The organism is Ruegeria sp. H8 (assembly GCF_056532905.1).
Genome location: NZ_JBQFNY010000001.1, coordinates 425,612 through 443,669, shown reverse-complemented (window position 1 = coordinate 443,669; position 18,058 = coordinate 425,612). Strand labels below are relative to the sequence as shown.

21 protein-coding genes are annotated in these 18,058 nt (G+C 59.6%); 8 read left to right on the top strand and 13 right to left on the bottom strand.

The features are described from left to right. Positions 1-404 precede the first annotated feature (404 nt). Entirely contained in the window at positions 405-1,928 is a 1,524-nt protein-coding gene (gene purF, locus ACR0A2_RS02140; protein ID WP_171639384.1) for an amidophosphoribosyltransferase, read from the top strand. Between the two features lie 24 nt (positions 1,929-1,952). On the opposite strand, the gene ACR0A2_RS02135 is transcribed toward purF, so the two are convergent. Next, a complete protein-coding gene (locus ACR0A2_RS02135; protein ID WP_480445309.1) occupies positions 1,953-2,228 on the bottom strand; it encodes a hypothetical protein in 276 nt (91 codons plus the stop codon). Here ACR0A2_RS02135 and ACR0A2_RS02130 point away from each other — a divergent pair. Both ACR0A2_RS02130 and ACR0A2_RS02125 read left to right on the top strand, forming a co-directional pair. Then, positions 2,227-2,475, top strand: coding sequence for a hypothetical protein (locus ACR0A2_RS02130; protein WP_480445311.1), 249 nt, complete (start codon positions 2,227-2,229; stop codon positions 2,473-2,475). The two genes, ACR0A2_RS02135 and ACR0A2_RS02130, sit on opposite strands and share 2 nt — an antisense overlap. 42 nt (positions 2,476-2,517) lie before the next feature. Next, entirely contained in the window at positions 2,518-3,162 is a 645-nt protein-coding gene (locus ACR0A2_RS02125) for an SDR family NAD(P)-dependent oxidoreductase (protein ID WP_170344073.1), read from the top strand. A 60-nt stretch (positions 3,163-3,222) separates the two neighbouring features. On the opposite strand, the gene ACR0A2_RS02120 is transcribed toward ACR0A2_RS02125, so the two are convergent. The 4 genes from ACR0A2_RS02120 to ACR0A2_RS02105 form a co-directional block, all read right to left on the bottom strand. Then, on the bottom strand, positions 3,223-4,065 hold the full coding sequence (locus tag ACR0A2_RS02120) for an ATP-binding protein (RefSeq protein WP_170344072.1): 843 nt from the start codon (positions 4,063-4,065) through the stop codon (positions 3,223-3,225). Positions 4,066-4,181: 116 nt separating this feature from the next. Further along, complete coding sequence (tatC, locus tag ACR0A2_RS02115; protein WP_480833896.1) at positions 4,182-5,063, bottom strand: twin-arginine translocase subunit TatC; 882 nt, start codon at positions 5,061-5,063, stop codon at positions 4,182-4,184. Next, positions 5,060-5,518, bottom strand: coding sequence for a Sec-independent protein translocase protein TatB (tatB, locus tag ACR0A2_RS02110; RefSeq protein ID WP_480833895.1), 459 nt, complete (start codon positions 5,516-5,518; stop codon positions 5,060-5,062). The genes tatC and tatB overlap by 4 nt, the downstream gene beginning before the upstream one ends. 6 nt (positions 5,519-5,524) lie before the next feature. Then, complete coding sequence (locus tag ACR0A2_RS02105; RefSeq protein ID WP_152458176.1) at positions 5,525-5,740, bottom strand: twin-arginine translocase TatA/TatE family subunit; 216 nt, start codon at positions 5,738-5,740, stop codon at positions 5,525-5,527. A gap of 221 nt (positions 5,741-5,961) precedes the next feature. Between ACR0A2_RS02105 and ACR0A2_RS02100 the strand changes: the two genes are divergently transcribed. Beyond that, a complete protein-coding gene (locus ACR0A2_RS02100; protein WP_480833894.1) occupies positions 5,962-6,267 on the top strand; it encodes a hypothetical protein in 306 nt (101 codons plus the stop codon). Between the two features lie 21 nt (positions 6,268-6,288). Next, positions 6,289-6,960: a helix-turn-helix transcriptional regulator gene (locus ACR0A2_RS02095; RefSeq protein ID WP_480833892.1), complete on the top strand. Its 672-nt coding sequence runs from the start codon at positions 6,289-6,291 to the stop codon at positions 6,958-6,960. A gap of 61 nt (positions 6,961-7,021) precedes the next feature. On the opposite strand, the gene ACR0A2_RS02090 is transcribed toward ACR0A2_RS02095, so the two are convergent. From ACR0A2_RS02090 to ACR0A2_RS02055, 8 genes are all read right to left on the bottom strand, one after another. Further along, positions 7,022-8,188, bottom strand: coding sequence for a LysM peptidoglycan-binding domain-containing protein (locus ACR0A2_RS02090; RefSeq protein ID WP_480833891.1), 1,167 nt, complete (start codon positions 8,186-8,188; stop codon positions 7,022-7,024). Between the two features lie 62 nt (positions 8,189-8,250). Further along, positions 8,251-8,901 (bottom strand): protein-L-isoaspartate(D-aspartate) O-methyltransferase, encoded by a 651-nt coding sequence (locus tag ACR0A2_RS02085; protein ID WP_152458180.1) that lies wholly within the window; start codon positions 8,899-8,901, stop codon positions 8,251-8,253. Beyond that, positions 8,898-9,680, bottom strand: coding sequence for a 5'/3'-nucleotidase SurE (gene surE / locus ACR0A2_RS02080; RefSeq protein ID WP_480445317.1), 783 nt, complete (start codon positions 9,678-9,680; stop codon positions 8,898-8,900). The genes ACR0A2_RS02085 and surE overlap by 4 nt, the downstream gene beginning before the upstream one ends. Before the next feature lie 114 nt (positions 9,681-9,794). Next, positions 9,795-10,889, bottom strand: coding sequence for an ABC transporter ATP-binding protein (locus tag ACR0A2_RS02075; RefSeq protein WP_171231521.1), 1,095 nt, complete (start codon positions 10,887-10,889; stop codon positions 9,795-9,797). A gap of 80 nt (positions 10,890-10,969) precedes the next feature. Further along, complete coding sequence (locus ACR0A2_RS02070; protein WP_480833890.1) at positions 10,970-12,019, bottom strand: methyltransferase domain-containing protein; 1,050 nt, start codon at positions 12,017-12,019, stop codon at positions 10,970-10,972. A gap of 106 nt (positions 12,020-12,125) precedes the next feature. Continuing rightward, positions 12,126-13,238: a hypothetical protein gene (locus ACR0A2_RS02065; RefSeq protein WP_480833889.1), complete on the bottom strand. Its 1,113-nt coding sequence runs from the start codon at positions 13,236-13,238 to the stop codon at positions 12,126-12,128. 2 nt (positions 13,239-13,240) lie between these two features. Next, positions 13,241-14,020 carry an SDR family oxidoreductase gene (locus ACR0A2_RS02060; protein WP_480833888.1) on the bottom strand — a complete coding sequence of 260 codons (780 nt, stop codon included), beginning with the start codon at positions 14,018-14,020 and terminating at the stop codon, positions 13,241-13,243. Positions 14,021-14,093: 73 nt separating this feature from the next. Further along, positions 14,094-14,456 (bottom strand): SnoaL-like domain-containing protein, encoded by a 363-nt coding sequence (locus tag ACR0A2_RS02055; protein ID WP_480833887.1) that lies wholly within the window; start codon positions 14,454-14,456, stop codon positions 14,094-14,096. A 109-nt stretch (positions 14,457-14,565) separates the two neighbouring features. Here ACR0A2_RS02055 and ACR0A2_RS02050 point away from each other — a divergent pair, with 109 nt between their 5' ends. Genes ACR0A2_RS02050 through ACR0A2_RS02040 form a run of 3 tightly spaced genes read left to right on the top strand, consistent with a single transcriptional unit; the run spans position 14,566 to position 17,889 of the window. Further along, entirely contained in the window at positions 14,566-16,170 is a 1,605-nt protein-coding gene (locus ACR0A2_RS02050; RefSeq protein ID WP_480833886.1) for a peptide chain release factor 3, read from the top strand. Between the two features lie 49 nt (positions 16,171-16,219). Next, positions 16,220-16,963, top strand: a complete 744-nt coding sequence (locus tag ACR0A2_RS02045) for a hypothetical protein (RefSeq protein WP_480833885.1) — start codon at positions 16,220-16,222, stop codon at positions 16,961-16,963. Beyond that, entirely contained in the window at positions 16,960-17,889 is a 930-nt protein-coding gene (locus tag ACR0A2_RS02040; protein ID WP_480833884.1) for a glycosyltransferase family 2 protein, read from the top strand. The genes ACR0A2_RS02045 and ACR0A2_RS02040 overlap by 4 nt, the downstream gene beginning before the upstream one ends. Positions 17,890-18,058: the final 169 nt, after the last annotated feature.

Sequence of the window (18,058 nt, the reverse complement as noted above, 5' to 3'; positions counted from 1 at the left end):
CTCCTGCTTCTTTTGAGGCTTATGTTGCCACATTCCGGCCCTTTGCGTGCTTCACCCATCCTGATTTGCACATATTAATTGGCATGACAGCACATATGATTGCACATGTCATCTCCTTCGTGAACTTGCCCCGATCTGCGAAATCCTGACCTGCGGCAATAGGAGAGTGTGATCCTTTGATGACAGCCACGCCATTAGGCATTATGTGGAGGCCAACCCGCCACGGAATCGGAGCCACCGATCTTGTTCTTTCTGTTCGAATGCGCGCTGGTCGTTGTGATGGTCGCCCTATTGGCGTCGTTGTCGCCTGCCACCAAACTGACAGCACGCGCCTTGCAGAGGATCCGAAGCCGAACGGCGGTCAACCCTCAGGTCAAATCGTCATAGAAGTTGGAGCCCCGTAAATGTGTGGGATTTTGGGAATCGCAAGCCGGACACATGATGTGTTTGCCGAAATCTATGACGGGCTGCTGATGTTGCAGCACCGGGGTCAGGATGCCTCAGGGATCGTGACCTACAACGGCGAGTTCTTCCGCGAAAAGAAGGCCAACGGTCTGGTCAAGGATGTGTTCAACGCCCAGGATGCAGAAACCCTGTTGGGTCGTGTGGGCATGGGTCATGTGCGCTATCCGACGGCGGGGTCCCTCAGCGCGGCCGAAGCGCAACCCTTTTTCGTGAACGCCCCTTACGGCATCTATCTGGTTCACAACGGCAACATCACCAACACCGCTGAGCAGCGCGAAAAGGTTACCGGCAAATACAGCCGGCACCTGCGCACCACGTCAGACTCTGAAATCCTTTTGAACGTGCTGGCCGACAAAGTGGCGGACGCGATCAAGGTGAATGGCAACGGCGAACCCATCCGCAATCTGTTTGCCGGTGTGAAGATGACGATGGAACGCGTTCAGGGCGCCTATTCCGTGATCTGTCTGGTCGCGGGTGTCGGTATGCTGGCCTTCCGCGATCCGTTTGGCATTCGCCCACTTTCGGTCGCCAAACGCGAAGTGGACGGAGACGGTGATGATTATGCCTTTGCGTCGGAAGACGTGGCGTTTGGCATCAACGGCTTTGAAAAGCTGCGTGATCTTCGCCCGGGTGAGGCGATCCTGATCGATCTGGACGGCAACATGCACGAGTTTCAGGCGGTCGAAGGCAAGCTGACACCCTGCATATTCGAGTATGTCTACCTGGCGCGCCCGGATTCTTTGCTGGACGGTGTTTCGGTTTACAAGACGCAGATGCGCATGGGCCAGACGCTGGCGAAACAGATTCAGGATTCAGGGCTGGAAATAGATCGGATCATCCCGGTGCCCGACAGCGCCCGCCCCGTGGCCCTGGAAGCCGCAAAGATCACCGGCATCCCCTATCGCGAAGGGCTGGTGAAAAACCGTTATGTCGGGCGTACGTTCATCATGCCGGGTCAGGCGGAACGGCAGAAATCCGTCCGCCGCAAGCTGAATGCCGTGCCGCTGGAATTCGACGGCCACAGTGTTCTGCTGATCGACGATTCCATCGTACGGGGCAACACCATCAAGAAGATCGTTCAGATGTGCCGCGATGCCGGGGCCAAGAAGGTCTATGTCGCCAGCGCCTCGCCGCCGGTGAAATACCCCAATGTCTACGGTATAGACATGCCTACCAAGGCCGAGCTGATCGCGAACGGCAAGGAAATCGAAGAGATCCGCGAAGAACTGGGTGCCGACGCCCTGTTCTATCAGCACCTGGAAGATCTGATCTGGGCCGCCAAGGAGGGCAATCCCGAGATCGAAGCCTTCGACTGTTCCTGTTTTGACGGCAAATACATCACGGGCAGCGTCAGCGAAGGTTATCTGGACAATCTGGAGAACAGCAGCCGTGTCAGCCAGAAGCGCGCCGACATGCAGGTTCCGGGCGGGTCCTGGAACGCGGCGAAACTGGCCTCGGGCTGAGCGGACGAAACGGGACTGACACAGTCAGTTTTCCGTTCTGAAAAGCGAATCAAAACGGCGGAACATCCTGGCCAGCCGATAGCTGTCGACCGGCCTGATTGCTGTCATGGGATGTGGATGAGTGGAAATTTGCCACAACCAGTCGGCGAATTCCACGCAATCACAAGGGCTTTTTTCAAGGGCGCCAAATCGTGATGACACCTGTCCGTGCAGCGCTTTTGTTCGCTTGAGCGTTTTGCTATCTGGCCGCGACCACTCACTCAAAAAGGGGTTCGGGCCACGGCCCGGTCCGCGGATCATGTCAAACGCCAAAGTCCAAAGCGCGGCCACACAGCGGGGCGCGCTGAAGAAGAATTCCGTCTCGGTTCTGGGCGTATTCGGGCCGAAAGCGGATATGCGCGCCCTGATGCGACTGACATCAGGCCGCGTGAAAGAAGTAAAACCCGGAAGCCGCGTTGCCTCGGGCACAGTTGTCGCGATTGATGAGCATGGCATAATGCTGCGACAAAGCGGCCAGACCCGGCGTATCGCCATCCCCGGCGGCTGATCACATCTTGACGCCCCGCGCGCGGGGGTTCAAACCGCAGGCATGACCGATACGACCAAAATCGCCCTGATAACCGGGGCCTCGCGCGGGCTGGGCGCTGCCCTGGCCGAAGCGCTGGCGCCCGAATACCACATCGTCGCCGTCGCCCGGACCACTGGTGGGCTGGAAGAACTGGATGATCGCATCAAAGCCAAGGGTGGCTCTGCCACGCTGGCACCGATGGACATCACCGATCCGAACGCGATGGCAACCCTGTGCCGCGGGATCCATGACCGTTGGGGCAAGGTGGATTTGTGGCTGCATACGGCCATTCACACCTCGGCGCTGACGCCTGTACATTTCGTCGACCCCAAGGAATGGACCAAGGCAGTCAACACGAATGCAAACGCAACCTCGGTTCTGATCCCATATGTCTCGCCCCTGCTGGGTGAAAACGGCCACGCGGTGTTTTTCGATGACCCAAAGGCCGGTGAGAAATTCTATGGCATCTATGGTGCCACCAAGGCCGCGCAAATGGCCTTGGCCCGCAGTTGGGCGGCCGAGACCGAACGCACCGGTCCGCGCGTTTCGATCGTGGAACCAGCACCGATGCCGACCGCCGTGCGTGCCCGGTTCCACCCGGGCGAAGATCGCGATGCACTGACGAGCACGGCTGATGAGGCCGCCCGGATACTGGCGCTGCTTTAGGAAATGGCCCTGACGGGCCATGCCTCCGGCGGGAATATTTTTAGCCAGATGAAGCCGGGATCAGGCGATATGAACGCCGTTGCGCCCGGCCAGATCGACGAAGAACTGCCACGCGACACGGCCTGAACGCGATCCGCGCGTGGCCTGCCATTCGATTGCTTCGGCGCGCAGGATTTCGGCATCGACCGAAACGCCATAGGCCGCGCAATAACGGTCGATCATGGCAAGATATTCGTCCTGATCGCAGGGGTGGAATCCCAGCCACAAACCGAAGCGGTCGGACAGAGAAACCTTTTCCTCGACCGCCTCTGACGGGTTGATGGCGCTGGAACGTTCGTTTTCAATCATGTCCCGCGGCATCAGGTGACGGCGGTTCGAGGTCGCGTAGAACACCACGTTTTCCGGGCGACCTTCGATACCGCCATCCAGAACGGCCTTGAGCGATTTGTAATGCTGGTCATCGTGACTGAACGAGAGGTCGTCGCAAAACAGGATGAACCGATAAGGCGCCGCGCGCAGGTGGTTCAGCAGACGCGCGACCGAGCCCATATCCTCGCGCTGTAGCTCCACAAGCTTCAGGTCAGGATGATCTGCGCTCAGCGTGCCGTGGACGGCCTTCACGAGGCTGGATTTGCCCATCCCGCGCGCGCCCCACAACAGTGCATTGTTTGCCTTGTAGCCGGCCGCGAAGCGGCGGGTGTTGTCAAGTAACGTGTCGCGCGACCGATTGATGCCGACCAGCAGATCCAGATCGACGCGATTGACCTGTTCGACCGGTTCCAGGCGTTCCGGTTCCACATGCCAGACAAAGGCCGGGGCTGCGTTGAAATCCGGTGTGGCCAAAGGTGCCGGCGCCATGCGCTCCAACGCGGCAGCAATACGGTTCAGGGCTTGATCGTCCATCGGCTCCTCCGGTCAGATACGGATCGGTTCAAAGCATGTTCTGATTGGCGCAACAAGGCCCGCGAACGAAAAAGGCGCGCCCGAACGGGGCGCGCCTCGGCTGTTGTTTCAGCAGGTTACTTGTCGTCTTCGAATTCCCGCACCAGATCTTCGTCCGCTTCGGCTTCTTCATCGTCATAATAGCCGTCGGCCCGCAACTGCTCTTCCCGCTTCTTTTCAACCCGGGCCACCAGGAAGATCGAAATCTCGTAGAGGCCATAGACCACGACAAAAAGGATAATCTGCGTGATCACGTCAGGAGGCGTCACGATCGCCGCCAGCACCAGAATGCCGACCACCGCATATTTGCGCACGGCCCCCAGCCCCTCGGCGCTGACCAGCCCTGCCTTGCCCATCAGGGTCAGAAGAACCGGCAATTGGAAGCACAGCCCAAAGGCCACGATGAACTTGATCGTCAGGTTCAGGTATTCCTGTGCCGAGCCCTGAAACACCACGCTCAGCGGCGCGGCCGTCGCGCCATCGGCCACGGCTTCGCCTTCAGCACCGAATTGCTGGAACCCAAGGAAGAAGTCATAGGCCAGAGGCGTGACAACGTAGAAGGCAAAGCTGGCGCCCAGAAGGAACATGAAGGGCGAGGCCAGCATGAAGGGCAGAAATGCATTCTTCTCTGACTTGTAGAGGCCCGGAGCCACAAAGCGCCACATCTGCATCCCGATATAGGGAAACGCCAAAATGAAGCCCCCCAAAAGCGAGACCTTGATCGCGACAAAGAACCCTTCCTGCGGCGAGATGAAGATCAGGCCGCAATCCTGTCCGCGCTCGGTCAGGACCTCACACAAAGGGTTGGTCAGAAAATTGAAGATCGGCGTGGCCACCGTAAAGCAGATGATCATCCCGACCAGAAAAGCCACGACGCAGTGGATCAACCGCGTACGCAGCTCGGCCAGGTGCTCGATCAATGGGGCCGAGGTATCTTCGATCTCGTCGGTCTTGGTCATGTTTCGCCTTCAGTGTTCAGCGCCGCTTCGGCTTCTTCGGCCTTGGCCAGGGCCTCGGCAGCTTCCTTGGCCTTGCGCTCGGCGGCAGCGCGGGCCGTTGAGGCCTGAATTTTCTTGGCCTGTTCGGCTCGCTCGGCTGCCAGTTTACCGGTTTCGCTGTCAGGATCGAACTTGGTGGGATCCATGCTTTTTGCCATATCCTGCGCGGCTTGTTTCACGCCGTCCATGGCCGAGCCAACCGGATTCGCGGCGGCGTTGAGACCTTTCTTGATCTCGTTCACACCGGCCTGATCGGCGGCCTCGTTCATGGCGCTGCTGAATTCGCGTGCCATGCCACGGGCCTTGCCGACAAACCGCCCGACATTGCGGAACAAAACCGGCAGGTCCTTCGGCCCGACGACGATCAGGGCGACAATGCCGATGACCAGAAGTTCGGTCCAGCCCAGATCAAACATCTGCGCTTACGCCTTGTCTTTCTCGGTTTCAGGCGTCACGTCCTTGGCCAGTTCCGACGCGTCCTGTTCCAGTTCTTCCGAACCGTCCTTCACACCCTTCTTGAACGCGGTGATGCCTTTGCCGACTTCGCCCATCAGCGAGCTGATCTTGCCGCGGCCAAACAGAACCAGAACCACAACGGCGATCAGCAGAAGACCGGGAAGGCCAATATTGTTCAGCATCTCATTTCTCCTTTTTCATCGGCGCCCTTGTGCGCCGGGAATATGAACTGGGTCCGTGTTTACGCCCCCAGGCCCTGTCCCAAAAGGGATCCGGCACAGATTGAGGGCGAAAATTGACCTCATCTGCAAAAACTATGGGCTCGCATTTTCCAACTGACAGGTTTATGTCAGTTGGAAGTGGCTAGAACGATGGCATCGAAACCTGGTCAACGGAGACTCAAATGACCCATGTTGCTGAAATCGTCACCTTCACTCTTGCCAACGGCACCACCCCTGAAGAGTTCGTAAAGCTCAGCAAGGCATCCGAAGCCTTTGTTCGCAGCGCACCTGGCTTTGCCCATCGACAGCTCAGCCATGGCGCAGACGGCCGCTGGACCGACTATGTCGTCTGGACGGATATGAAGGCCGCGCAGGACGCTGCGGCGCAGTTCCCGCAACAGGAATGTGCAGCTGGCATGATGGCGGCCATCAACCCTGAAAGCGTTCAGATGCGCCATGAGGCTGTATTATGGAACATGACTGCCTAGGCGCGGTCCGGACGGCGAGTCATGCGCCGAACTGACCGCCTGTTCGATATCATCCAGATCCTGCGCGACGGCAAACTGCACCGCGCGCAGGACATCGCGGACCAGCTGGAAGTGTCGGTCCGTACCATCTATCGCGACATGGACACGCTGGTCGCCTCGGGCGTTCCGGTCGAAGGAGAGCGCGGCGTGGGTTACATGGTGCGCGAGCAGATCACCCTGCCGCCGCTGAATCTGACCCCGGCCGAGCTTGAGGCCCTGAACCTCGGCATGGCGATCGTGGCCGAAGCCGCAGATCCAGACCTGAAAGCCGCCGCCAACTCACTGGCAGACAAGATCGATGCCGTTCTGCCCACACAGGTTGTGGCCGAAGCCGATAGCTGGAGATTCGCTGTCTACCCTTTTGCAGATGCAGCCCGCGGGCTTGCGCATATGGCTCCGATCCGCGCGGCCATCAAATCACGCCAAAAGCTTCACCTGTCCTACCGTCGCATTGACGGCGTTCTGACTGAACGCACCATCCGTCCGCTTCACATGGAGTATTGGGGCCGCGTCTGGACGCTCACGGCATGGTGCGAACTGCGCAACGGCTTCCGCGTCTTCCGCATCGACCTGATCGAATCCGTCTCGCCGCTGCCAGAGATCTTTGCAGACGAACCCGGCAAACGCCTGAGCGACTACGACCCAAACGCCTGACACACTTCATCTTTTCAAAAATACTCCCGCCGGAGGCATGGCCCGAAAGGGCCATACACCCTCATTTCAAGTAGGGGTCCGGATCCACCGATTCAAACCCCTTGCGCACCTCGAAATGCACATAGGCATCGTCTCCACCCCTCAACTGCGCCAGCTTTTGTCCACGGCGCACACGATCCCCTTTCTTGACGGTGATGTCATCAACATTGGCATAGACCGTCAGCAGATCGTTTTTGTGTTTGACTACGATGATCGGCACCTGATCCGCGTCCGCGGTAATCGCCGCAACGGTTCCGGCTTCAGCCGCGTTCACGGCTGTGCCGGGGGCCGCAGCGATGTCGATACCTTCGTTCTTGCCCTTTTTATAGCCGCGGATGATGGTGCCGCTGACCGGCATCGACAAGGCCGTTGATCGCGTGTTTGTCGGGGCTTCGGCCGTCACATCAGGGGCTTCAGCGCGCGGCGCGACCTTTTCGTCGGGCAAGGGCTGCGTGGCACTTGGAGGCGTCGGCGTCGGCGACCCCTGCCCCGGCTCCGTTACCTCGGTGGCCGCAACCGGTGCCGCTGCAGCAGCGCTTTGACGTGGCGCGGACTGGTTCTTGACCGGGATCAACAGAAACTGACCTTCACGCACGGTGAAGTCGGACCCCAGGCCGTTCCATTCCGCCAGCGATTCCACCGGCACCTGATAGAGGCGCGATATCGTGTAAGCCGTTTCGCCGCGCTTGACCTTGTGGCGGACAGGTTCCGGCCCGCTTGCGACGGGCGCCGGGGCTGGCTTGGCAGGCTCCAGCGTCGTTGTCCGGACGCCCCCCGTTTCAGGGGCCTGATCAATGGCGGCTCCGGCAACTGATGCGATATCTACGCCACTGCCTGCACCTACCGAACGCGGCAAGGCCAGAACTTCGCCCTCTCGCAGGGTGTCGGTTGTCTGAAGGCCGTTGAACCGAGACAGCTCACCCTCGGGCAGGCCGACACGCGCGGCCACATCGCGCACCGTGTCGCCGCGTCGGGCCACGACAACCTGGTAGTTCGGATAGGTTATCACCCCCCGGCTGTCGGGCGACGGGCGCGACGTTGTTGCCGACTGCACTGCATCAGTGGTCGAAAATCCGCCGACCTGACCGCGCAGGTCATAATCCAGTGGCCCTTCACACCCAGCCAGAATGGCCAGAGCGGCCACTCCGGTCGCGCAGCGACGCATAGCTGATTTGGATACTGCACTCATAATTCTGTCCTCAACGCCTGCCCCTGTTGTCCGGGGTTTCGACGACCAATTTATCAAGCCTGTTACGCCTCGTCCTTGCCAAGCCCCTCAAGCAGAGGCACGAAACGGACCGACGTCAATTCTTCATAGTCCAGACCGGCCTCGGTGCGCGTTACTTTGATCAACTGCTGCACCGTGTCCGACTGACCCACGGGTAAAACCATAATACCCCCGATTTTCAGCTGCGCCAAGAGCGGTCCCGGAGGGTCTTCGGCCGCGGCCGTCACGATGATCCGATCAAACGGAGCCTGTTCCGGCAAGCCAAAGGATCCATCCGACAACATGGCCGTTATATTCGTAAGCCCCAAATCGGCAAAAAGCTTCCCTGTCTCGCTGACCAGCCGCCGATGGCGTTCGACCGTATAGACCCTGCGCGCCAGTTTCGACAGGATTGCGGCCTGGTAACCTGACCCGGTTCCGATCTCGAGCACGGTATCGCGCGGCCGAACGTCCAGCGCCTGCGTCATGAGACCAACGACCGACGGCTGACTGATCGTCTGACCGCAGGAGATCGGCAATGGCATGTCCTCGTAAGCGCGATCTGCGAACAGGCCGGTGACAAAGCGGCCCCGATCAACCTGTTCCATTGCCTCCAGAACGCGCGCATCCGTGACCCCCCGTTTGCGCAGGGCAAACAGGAACTGCATCACGGTTTCCGGGTCCAGTCCGCTCATTCGACCGCCTTCAATGCCTCCAGCATGTCATATGCGGTCAAGTCGGCGCGCATCGGCGTAACCGAGATATAGCCTTCCAGATTGACCGCAGCATCCGTTCCCGGCGCAGTCGGGTTATGCTGATAGCCGCCCTTGATCCACAGGAACCGCCGCCCCGAGGGCGAGCTGTGCGGCTCCACCGAAAAATGCGTGTCGCGCCGGAAACCCTGCGCGGCAACGCGCGTACCGCGCACTTCATCTGCCGGGACAGGTGGGAAGTTCACGTTGTAAAACAGGCGGTAATCGCCCTGCTCGGCCGGGGTTGCATCCAAAATACGCCGGACCAGATCGGCCCCGAACCGCGCGGCAGCCTCGAACGGGTCGTCCAGCCCCAGATTTCGCGGGCCGAAATACTGTGACAGAGCAATCGCAGGAACCCCCTGCAGCGCCGCTTCCATCGCTCCGCCGATAGTGCCCGAATAAAGCGTGTTCTCGGCCGAGTTGTTGCCCCGGTTCACGCCGGACAGGACCAGATCCGGCGGGCTGTCTGACATCACGTCATGCAGCCCCGCCAATACACAATCCGCAGGCGACCCCTCCGCCGCATAACGCCGTTCGCCCAGCTTGGCGATCATCGTGGGATGGGTATAGCTGATGCAATGCCCGACACCCGATTGTTCAAAGGCGGGCGCGACCACCCAGACCTCACCATCCGGACCTGCCAGTTCGGCAGCGATCGCCTCCAGCGTGATCAAGCCCGGAGCGTTGATCCCGTCATCATTGGTCAGAAGAATACGCATGTGCCCGATTTACCCCCGCGTTTGGCCCTTGATAGACCCAGCCCCGCGATGCGGCAAGCGACGCGACCCTGCAATCTGAGGCTTTCGCGCACCACTTGCACGGAAATCGCGAGGTTAACTCTGCGCCTCGGGGAAAACGAAACATTTGTCGCGACGAATGGTCAGCCACATGACACGGCCCGGATTGGGCACAAAGACATTGGGGACCGTCGCCCTGAGGATCGAGCCGTCGTAGTCCATGCGAAACTCGACCAGGCTTTCGTTTCCCAGAAAACGCGCACGCTCGACCACGCCCCGCGCGGCAACGCCATCGGTCGCGGTCGGCAGCGGGCCCTTTCCGTTGCGGTCGAAATCCAGTTTGACATGCTGGGGGCGAAATACGATCTCGACATCCGTTCCATCCGGAATACCCGGCGCCAGAAACTGGCCGAACGGCGTGTCTGCCAGCGCTCCGTTCACCTGCGCCCGCAACACGTTGACATCACTGAAAAAGGCCACGGCCGCCTTGTCCGCCGGCCGGGTATAGACATTGTATGGCGCGCCCTGCTGGACGATCTTGCCGCGCCGCATCAGCGCGATCTCATCCGCCATCCGCATCGCCTCTTCCGGTTCATGCGTAACCAGCAGAACGGCCGCATCCTCTTCCTTGAGAATGGACAGCGTCTCATCCCGAATACCGTCGCGCAGACGGTTGTCGAGGCCCGAAAAGGGCTCGTCCATCAGCATGATCCGGGGCCGTGGCGCCAAAGCGCGGGCTAGGGCCACACGTTGTTGCTCGCCGCCCGACAGCTGATGTGGGAACCCGTCGATGAACCGCATCAGGTCCACTTTGCGCAAAAGCTCTTCGACCCGGGCTCGTTTTTCGTCCTTGCTGCCTTTCAGGCCAAAGGCCACGTTGTTGGCCACGCTCAAATGAGGAAACAGCGCAAAGTCCTGAAACATCAACCCGATCTCGCGCCGCTCTGGGGGCACCCGAAACACGGTGTCGCAGATCAGTTTGCCATCGACGTAGATCTCGCCCGAGTCTTGCATCTCGACCCCGGCGATCATGCGCAGGGTGGTGGATTTCCCGCAACCTGACGGCCCCAGCAAACACGTCACCTTGCCGGCCTGCACGGTCAATGAAACGTCATCCACAACAACCCGCCCCTCGAACCGGCGAATAATGTTGCGAATTTCCAGACGCGGAGGAGTTGCGTTTCCTGTCACCGATGGACCCCATTGCCTTTCCCGATCAAATCCATCGGGCTTGGGCGGGGATAGCAACCCCGCCCCTCAGGTGCAAGAGATCAGCAGCAACCGCCGGATGATGCGATTTCACCTGTTGCCTCGAACGGGCTTTCGCCGCCGCAGCCCTCGAAAATGCCGAAATGGGTGGAAAAATCACCGATAAAGTCGAAGTGGCGGGCAAACCGCGTGTCCCGCAGCATCATCCAGGTATTGCCGCAAACTGGAAAGACCTTGCCGGTTTCGATGACATGGTGATCGTCCAGAACATACGCATGCGGCGCGTTGGGAACAGTACCTTTGTAGACCACCGCCTGGCCGTAATCCTCGCAGGCCGGTTCCAGCGCCGGCAGCTTGAACAGACGGTAGGTCGCCGACAGGAACCTGAGCGGGGCAACACGTTCTTCCAGCGCAGGATTCTCGATGGTCAGCGGGCGGTACGTCACCCGGCGCGGATCACCGAAACCTGCCTTGCGCGCCATCGACAGGAAATCATTCCAGTACAATGCACCCGACAGACACTCGCCATAAAGAACCTCATCCTCGGCCATCGCCTTCGGGACACGGCGGTCGGCATAGACGTCCGAGAAATACATCTCGCCGCCTTCTTTCAGCAACCGGTGCGCGCCGCGCAGCACGGCATCCTTGTCGGTCGCCAGGTTGATGACGCAGTTCGAGACGATGATGTCGAACGATCCGCGTTCCAGATCCAGTTCCTCCAGCTTCTCGATATAGCCGTGATGGAATTCCACATTGCTTTTGGTGTATCCAAACGCCTTGGCGTGATATTCCTGATGCGCGCGGGCAACGTCCAGTTGTTCGGGCGTCATGTCCACACCGACGACCCGGCCCTTTTCGCCAACCATGGCAGACAGCGCATAGACGTCGCGCCCCGCACCACAGCCAAGATCGAGGATCGACATGCCCTCGAGATCCAGAGGCGCGATCAGACCACACCCGTAATAACGGGTCAGCACATCGTCATGAATCCTGGACACTATCCGCTTGAAATGATCCGGCATGTCGTCCGGCGTGCAACAGGCGTTGGTCTGCAAGTCCGCACTGCTTTGCAGGACTTCACCATAATAATTCCGTACCGAATCGTGTTTCATCGCTGCTTCCCCGTCATGCTTGCCTGTACGCAGCTAGTGCAGCGACCTTGCATTCGCAATCCGGCCACGGTCGTTCTGACGAAAGCGTGAGTTTTCTTGCGCGCAACTACCCCAGCAACTCAAAGTCCACGCCGGCACGGACAACGCCGTTCACCTGAACCTCAAGCCGATGCGCGCCGGGGATTAGCCTGAAGGTAGACGCATCACCCTTCAGCCTGTGACGCTTGGCCAATGTGAGCCTGCCGTTGTTCAAAGCCGCCTGTTTCAGCTTGTACACCTTAGGTGATGTTTTTCCCGCTGAGCGCTGAAAATAAATAATATAATCCACCAGAACCGGTTGTTTCCCTGCCCCGGTCAGATCAACGGAAAACTCCAGCGCTTCGCCGATACGGGCCTCGGAACCCAGATCAATTGTCACGGCGATATCCGCAGCAGGGTCATATCCCAGCATCTTCATCGCCTCAGGGTGCCCGGCCTTGACCAATCCGCGCAACGTATGAGAGGTCATCCACTCCAGCTCTGCCGCTGTCTGTCGCGCCTCGGTGCGCCACTTGTCCAGACGCGCCAGGACCAAGCCCGGGTCTTTCTTGGCAATATCATTCAAATGGTTGGCCACCGACCGCGTCACATACCGGGTCGGATCGCCGTGCAACCTGTCCAACAGCGGCAACGGGTCCGTCAGACCCAGACCGATGCCCTGCCCCCATGGCAGACGGGGCCGCGTTCCCTCGCTGACCAATCGGCGCACGTGATAGCTGCTGTGGGTGCACCAGTCCTGCATCCGCCCAAGCACCCTGTCCGGGGCATGGTTCAGGAAAGGCCGAATGGCCCATTCCATCGAAAACCGCTGCGTCAGCTCCTCCAACACATCCAAAGACAGATCTACGTGATCCAGCCCGATGGCCGCGACCCATTCACCCAGCGGCGCGAAAATGAAATCGCCGAAATCATCATCCGATCTGGCAGGGTCCAGCGGAGGCGGCAAAGACCGTAAAATCACCGGGGCGACTGTCGGCAAGTCACCCGGCACGGCCTGTTGCAGGCATGTCGCGATCCAGCACATACGCTGCTTCAGTTCCAGTTCAGGCAGACGTGACATGACCTGCGCCTGAAACGCAGAGGCGTCGAAACCCGGTTCAGCACCCAAGAACAAGTCGCTGAGAAAGCTGACCTTCTCAGCGTTGAACAACTGATCTTTCAACGAAAACCCCTGCGCCATGATCACATCGTCAGGTTGGTCGCACCGCCGTCCAGCAGGATATTCTGGCCAACGATGAAGCCCGCATGTTGCGAACACAGAAACGCACAGGTCGCACCAAATTCCTGCCGTGAACCATAGCGCCTGACCGGGATCGTCGCCGCACGGTTGGCACGCGCTTCGTCAATCGAAATACCCTGTTGCGCCGCCACACCGCTGTCCAGAGAATCCGCCCGGTCCGTGGCGTGGATGCCCGGAAGCAGGTTGTTGATGGTCACCCCGTGTGGCGCCACCTGACGCGAGGTTCCGGCCACATAGCCCGTCAGACCTGTACGCGCCGCGTTTGACAGGCCCAGAACCGCAATCGGCGCACGCACGGATTGCGAGGTGATATTCACCACCCGGCCCCAACCCTTTTCCATCATTCCAGGAAGCAGGGCTTTCATGAATGCAATCGGCGTCAACATGTTGGCATCCAGCGCCTTGATGAAATCATCACGCTCCCAGTCCGACCACGATCCGGGCGGCGGCCCACCGGCATTTGTCACAAGAATATCAACGCCCTGCGCGGCCTCGATCACCTGCGCCTGACCGTCGGGCGTGGTCACGTCGCAGGCCACGGTCTTCACCTCGACGCCGTGTTCTGACCGAAGGCGTGCGGCTTCAGCCTCCAACACCTCGGGGCCGCGTGCGTTCATCACCAGATTCACGCCAGCCGCGGCAAGCGCCTCGGCGCAGCCAAGACCCAATCCTTTGCTGCTGGCACAGACCAGCGCGCGTTTTCCTTGGATTCCCAGATCCATCGGATCCTCCCTGTCAGTCATCGCCGCATGTCTAGCACCGGCCAGACAGGGAAGACCAGAAACAGATCGTCGATCAATAGAAGAACTCTTCCCGGATGATCTTGCCATCGGCGACGTGATAGACACCAACCTCGCGCATATCGAACGCTTCGCCGGTTTCCTTCACCTTGCCCTGCACTTCGAAAATCACGGCAAAACGGTCTTCGCCATGAGAAAGCGGATCGCTGACAGACGCACCAGACACTTCATGCGCGCTTTCCCACCACTCATGTTTGCCACGGATGGCGTCGATCCCTTTGGTTTCCCGACCCATTCCCTGAAAATCCTGCCCTTCGACCGAAACGGCATCCGGCGCATACAGCTTGGACAGGTTTTCCTTGGCCCGGTCTTCCCGGCAACCAGCCACGAGTTCATCTGCAATCTCTTTCAAATTCATTGATCCACTCCATCATTTGTTCACTATATGTTCTTATTGCCACAGCCGTATGATTCGAACCAGCCCCTTTGTCTTGCTTCGGCAGGATTCCCCGCATATACGCGCGCTCATGCTTGATACCTCGAACCAACCCACCCTGCCGCCCGAGATCGCCCGGCGCCGGACATTCGCCATCATCTCGCACCCGGATGCGGGCAAGACGACGCTGACGGAAAAGTTCCTTCTGTACGGGGGCGCGATCCAGATGGCCGGTCAGGTCCGTGCCAAGGGCGAGGCGCGGCGGACCCGGTCGGACTTCATGCAGATGGAGAAGGATCGCGGTATCTCGGTTTCGGCTTCTGCGATGTCGTTCGACTATGGGAACTTCCGGTTCAACCTGGTGGATACACCCGGCCACAGCGATTTCTCGGAAGACACCTATCGCACGCTGACAGCCGTAGACGCGGCCGTCATGGTGATCGACGGCGCTAAAGGTGTGGAAAGCCAGACGCAGAAACTGTTCGAGGTCTGCCGCCTGCGCGATCTGCCGATCCTGACCTTCTGCAACAAGATGGACCGCGAAAGCCGCGACACGTTCGAGATCATCGACGAAATCCAGGAAATGCTGGCCATCGACGTCACGCCCGCCGCCTGGCCCATCGGCGTGGGGCGCGATTTCATCGGCTGCTATGACATGCTGCGCGACCGGCTTGAACTGATGGATCGCGCCGACCGCAACAAGGTGGCCGAAAGCATCGAAATCAACGGGCTGGACGACCCCAAACTGGCGGAACACGTGCCCGAGCATTTGCTGGACAAACTGCTGGAAGAGGTCGAGATGGCCCGCGAGCTGCTGCCCGCACTTGACCCGCAGGCGGTGCTTGAGGGGCACATGACCCCGATCTGGTTCGGCTCGGCCATCAACTCGTTTGGCGTCAAGGAACTGATGGAAGGCATTGGCGCCTATGGCCCGCAGCCGCAGGTTCAGTCCGCCGAACCCCGCCAGATTTCACCAGACGAAAAGAAAGTCGCCGGGTTTGTGTTCAAAGTGCAGGCCAACATGGACCCCAAGCACCGCGACCGGGTGGCCTTTGTTCGAATGGCGAGCGGCCACTTCAAGCGCGGCATGAAGCTGACTCATGTTCGGTCGAAAAAACCGATGGCGATCTCAAACCCGGTTCTGTTCCTGGCTTCCGACCGGGAACTGGCCGAAGAGGCCTGGGCCGGTGACATCATCGGCATCCCGAACCACGGCCAGTTGCGCATCGGTGATACTCTGACCGAGGGTGAGGCGTTGCGGGTGACCGGCATCCCCTCTTTCGCGCCGGAACTTCTGCAAACAGTCCGCGCGGGTGATCCGCTCAAGGCCAAGCACCTGGAAAAGGCCCTGATGCAATTCGCCGAGGAAGGCGCGGCTAAGGTGTTCAAACCATCCATCGGCTCGGGCTTCATCGTTGGCGTTGTCGGCGCCCTGCAGTTCGAGGTTCTCGCCAGCCGGATTGAGATGGAATACGGCCTGCCCGTTCGGTTCGAGGCGTCTCAGTTCACCTCGGCCCGCTGGGTCAGTGGTGACAAGTTGGCGATTGACAAATTCGTCAACGCCAACAAGCAGCACATCGCCCATGACCATGACGGCGACATTGTTTATCTGACGCGTTTGCAATGGGATATCGACCGGGTTGTCCGCGATTATCCCGACCTGACGCTGACGGCGACCAAAGAGATGATGACCTGAGGCAAAGGGTTGATTGCACAGCAGACTCCGGCTGTGCAATCCTGCGCGCATGAGCGATGACGATCTGACCTTTCCCGGCGGCCTGCCCGACATGCTGGACAGCTATGAGAACCGGCGCAGCCCGTTTCAGTTCGGCACCCTGACCCTGCCCGAGCTTGACGTCGATCTGGATGATCTGGCCAAACGCATCGTGCCCGACACCGCCACCGAATTGCCACCCGGGCGCAGCACCACCTGGGATCGCAAACGTGTTCAGATCGCGCGGGAATTCGTCGGAAAGTCAGAGCTTGCCTTCCTGAACGCCAAGCTGATCTCGAATCTCAGAAAACGCTCCTTTCCGCGTCAGGCCCCTGCGCTGTTCTGCCGGTTGTGGGACGAACAATCCGACCATCTTCTTTCCGTCCTCGACCTGCGTTGGCTGGTGTCGTCTGTTCAGACCTTTGCGGATCACGGTCAGACGCCGACACAGCGCGAGGTCGGACATGCCTTGCGCGTGTTCTTCAGCATGATGAAGCTGTATGAGTTCGAGCGGCTCTTCTCGGGGCTGGCCCCGGAAACGCCGTTTCAGTTCAAGGACAGGAACCACGTCCCGCTGCCCTATCAGATGAAAGGCTTTTCCTTTGAAAAAGGCGGGCTGGACGTCAATCTCATCGCTCCGATCTGGACCAAGGCGATGAACGATCCCACGATTGCTCCGCTGGTGGATCACCTGATGATCCAATTGAACAAGGACCCAGGTGGAATTTTTCGACGCCTGAAACGCATGCGCGACGCCCGCGCACCGCGCAAATGACCACCTGGGGCATTGTTTCCATGGTCCGGGGGCCAACCGAAGACGTCCTTCGGTTCGTGGCCCATCACCTCGAACTGGGGGCGGATTTCATATATATCTACATGGACGAACCCAACCGCCGCACGTTCAGGGCTCTGAGAATGCATCCCAAGGTCCGGGTCCGTAACTGTGATGACGCCTTTTGGGAAAAACGCGGACGCGCACGGCCGGAAAAGCATCAGGTGCGCCAGTCGGTTCACGCCACTTTTGCCTATCGAAACACTCGGCTGGATTGGTTGACACATATCGATGTGGATGAGTTTCTTTGGCCGGCGGCCCCCATTTCCGATGTTCTGCGCGATGTTCCAGACACGGTTCCCGCGGTGCGCGTCCGCCCGTTGGAGGCCTTGGCCGGGGGCGATAACCTGTACAAAGCTCATATCCCGCATGGCCCGAACCGCGAATCGCTGGTCGAGACCATTTACCCGAATTACGGCGCTTTCGTCATGGGCGGTTTCCTGAGTCACGTGCAGGGAAAGCTGTTCGTGCGCACCGGCTTGAAGAACCTGAGCATCCGCATCCACAACTTGTTTCAGAACAAGGTGCTGCTGCCCTGCAAATACGAGCTTCCACAGATCGATCTGTGCCATCGTCATGCCCCGGACTGGGACCACTGGATAGCGCACTACCAGTTCCGCATGGATCGTGGCTCGTATCAGGCCGGCATGGCTCCGAATGTTCCGCGCGAACAGGGGGGGCTGAGCAAGAACGAACTGCTCAATTGGATCGAGGCCGAACAGGGCATGGTCGGGCTGCGTGCGTTCTACAATGAAATGAGCGGCGCGGACGCAGAGGTGCGCGCCAACCTGGAACGCCACGGCCTGCTGCGCCACCGCCCTTTGAACCTGGACGAAAAAATACAGAAACACTTCCCCGGAAGTTGCTGAATTGTTGCTGAAATTCACCGCAAGCAACAGGCAGGGTCAGGTGAAATTCTCTTCATTTGACCCCGATCAACGTTTTTGTTATGTCCGCGTACAAGCCGAAATGTCGCATTACGCGCATGGCCATCCGGGCCCGGCACATCTTTGACGCGCGGGCTAGGTCAAGTGTCCG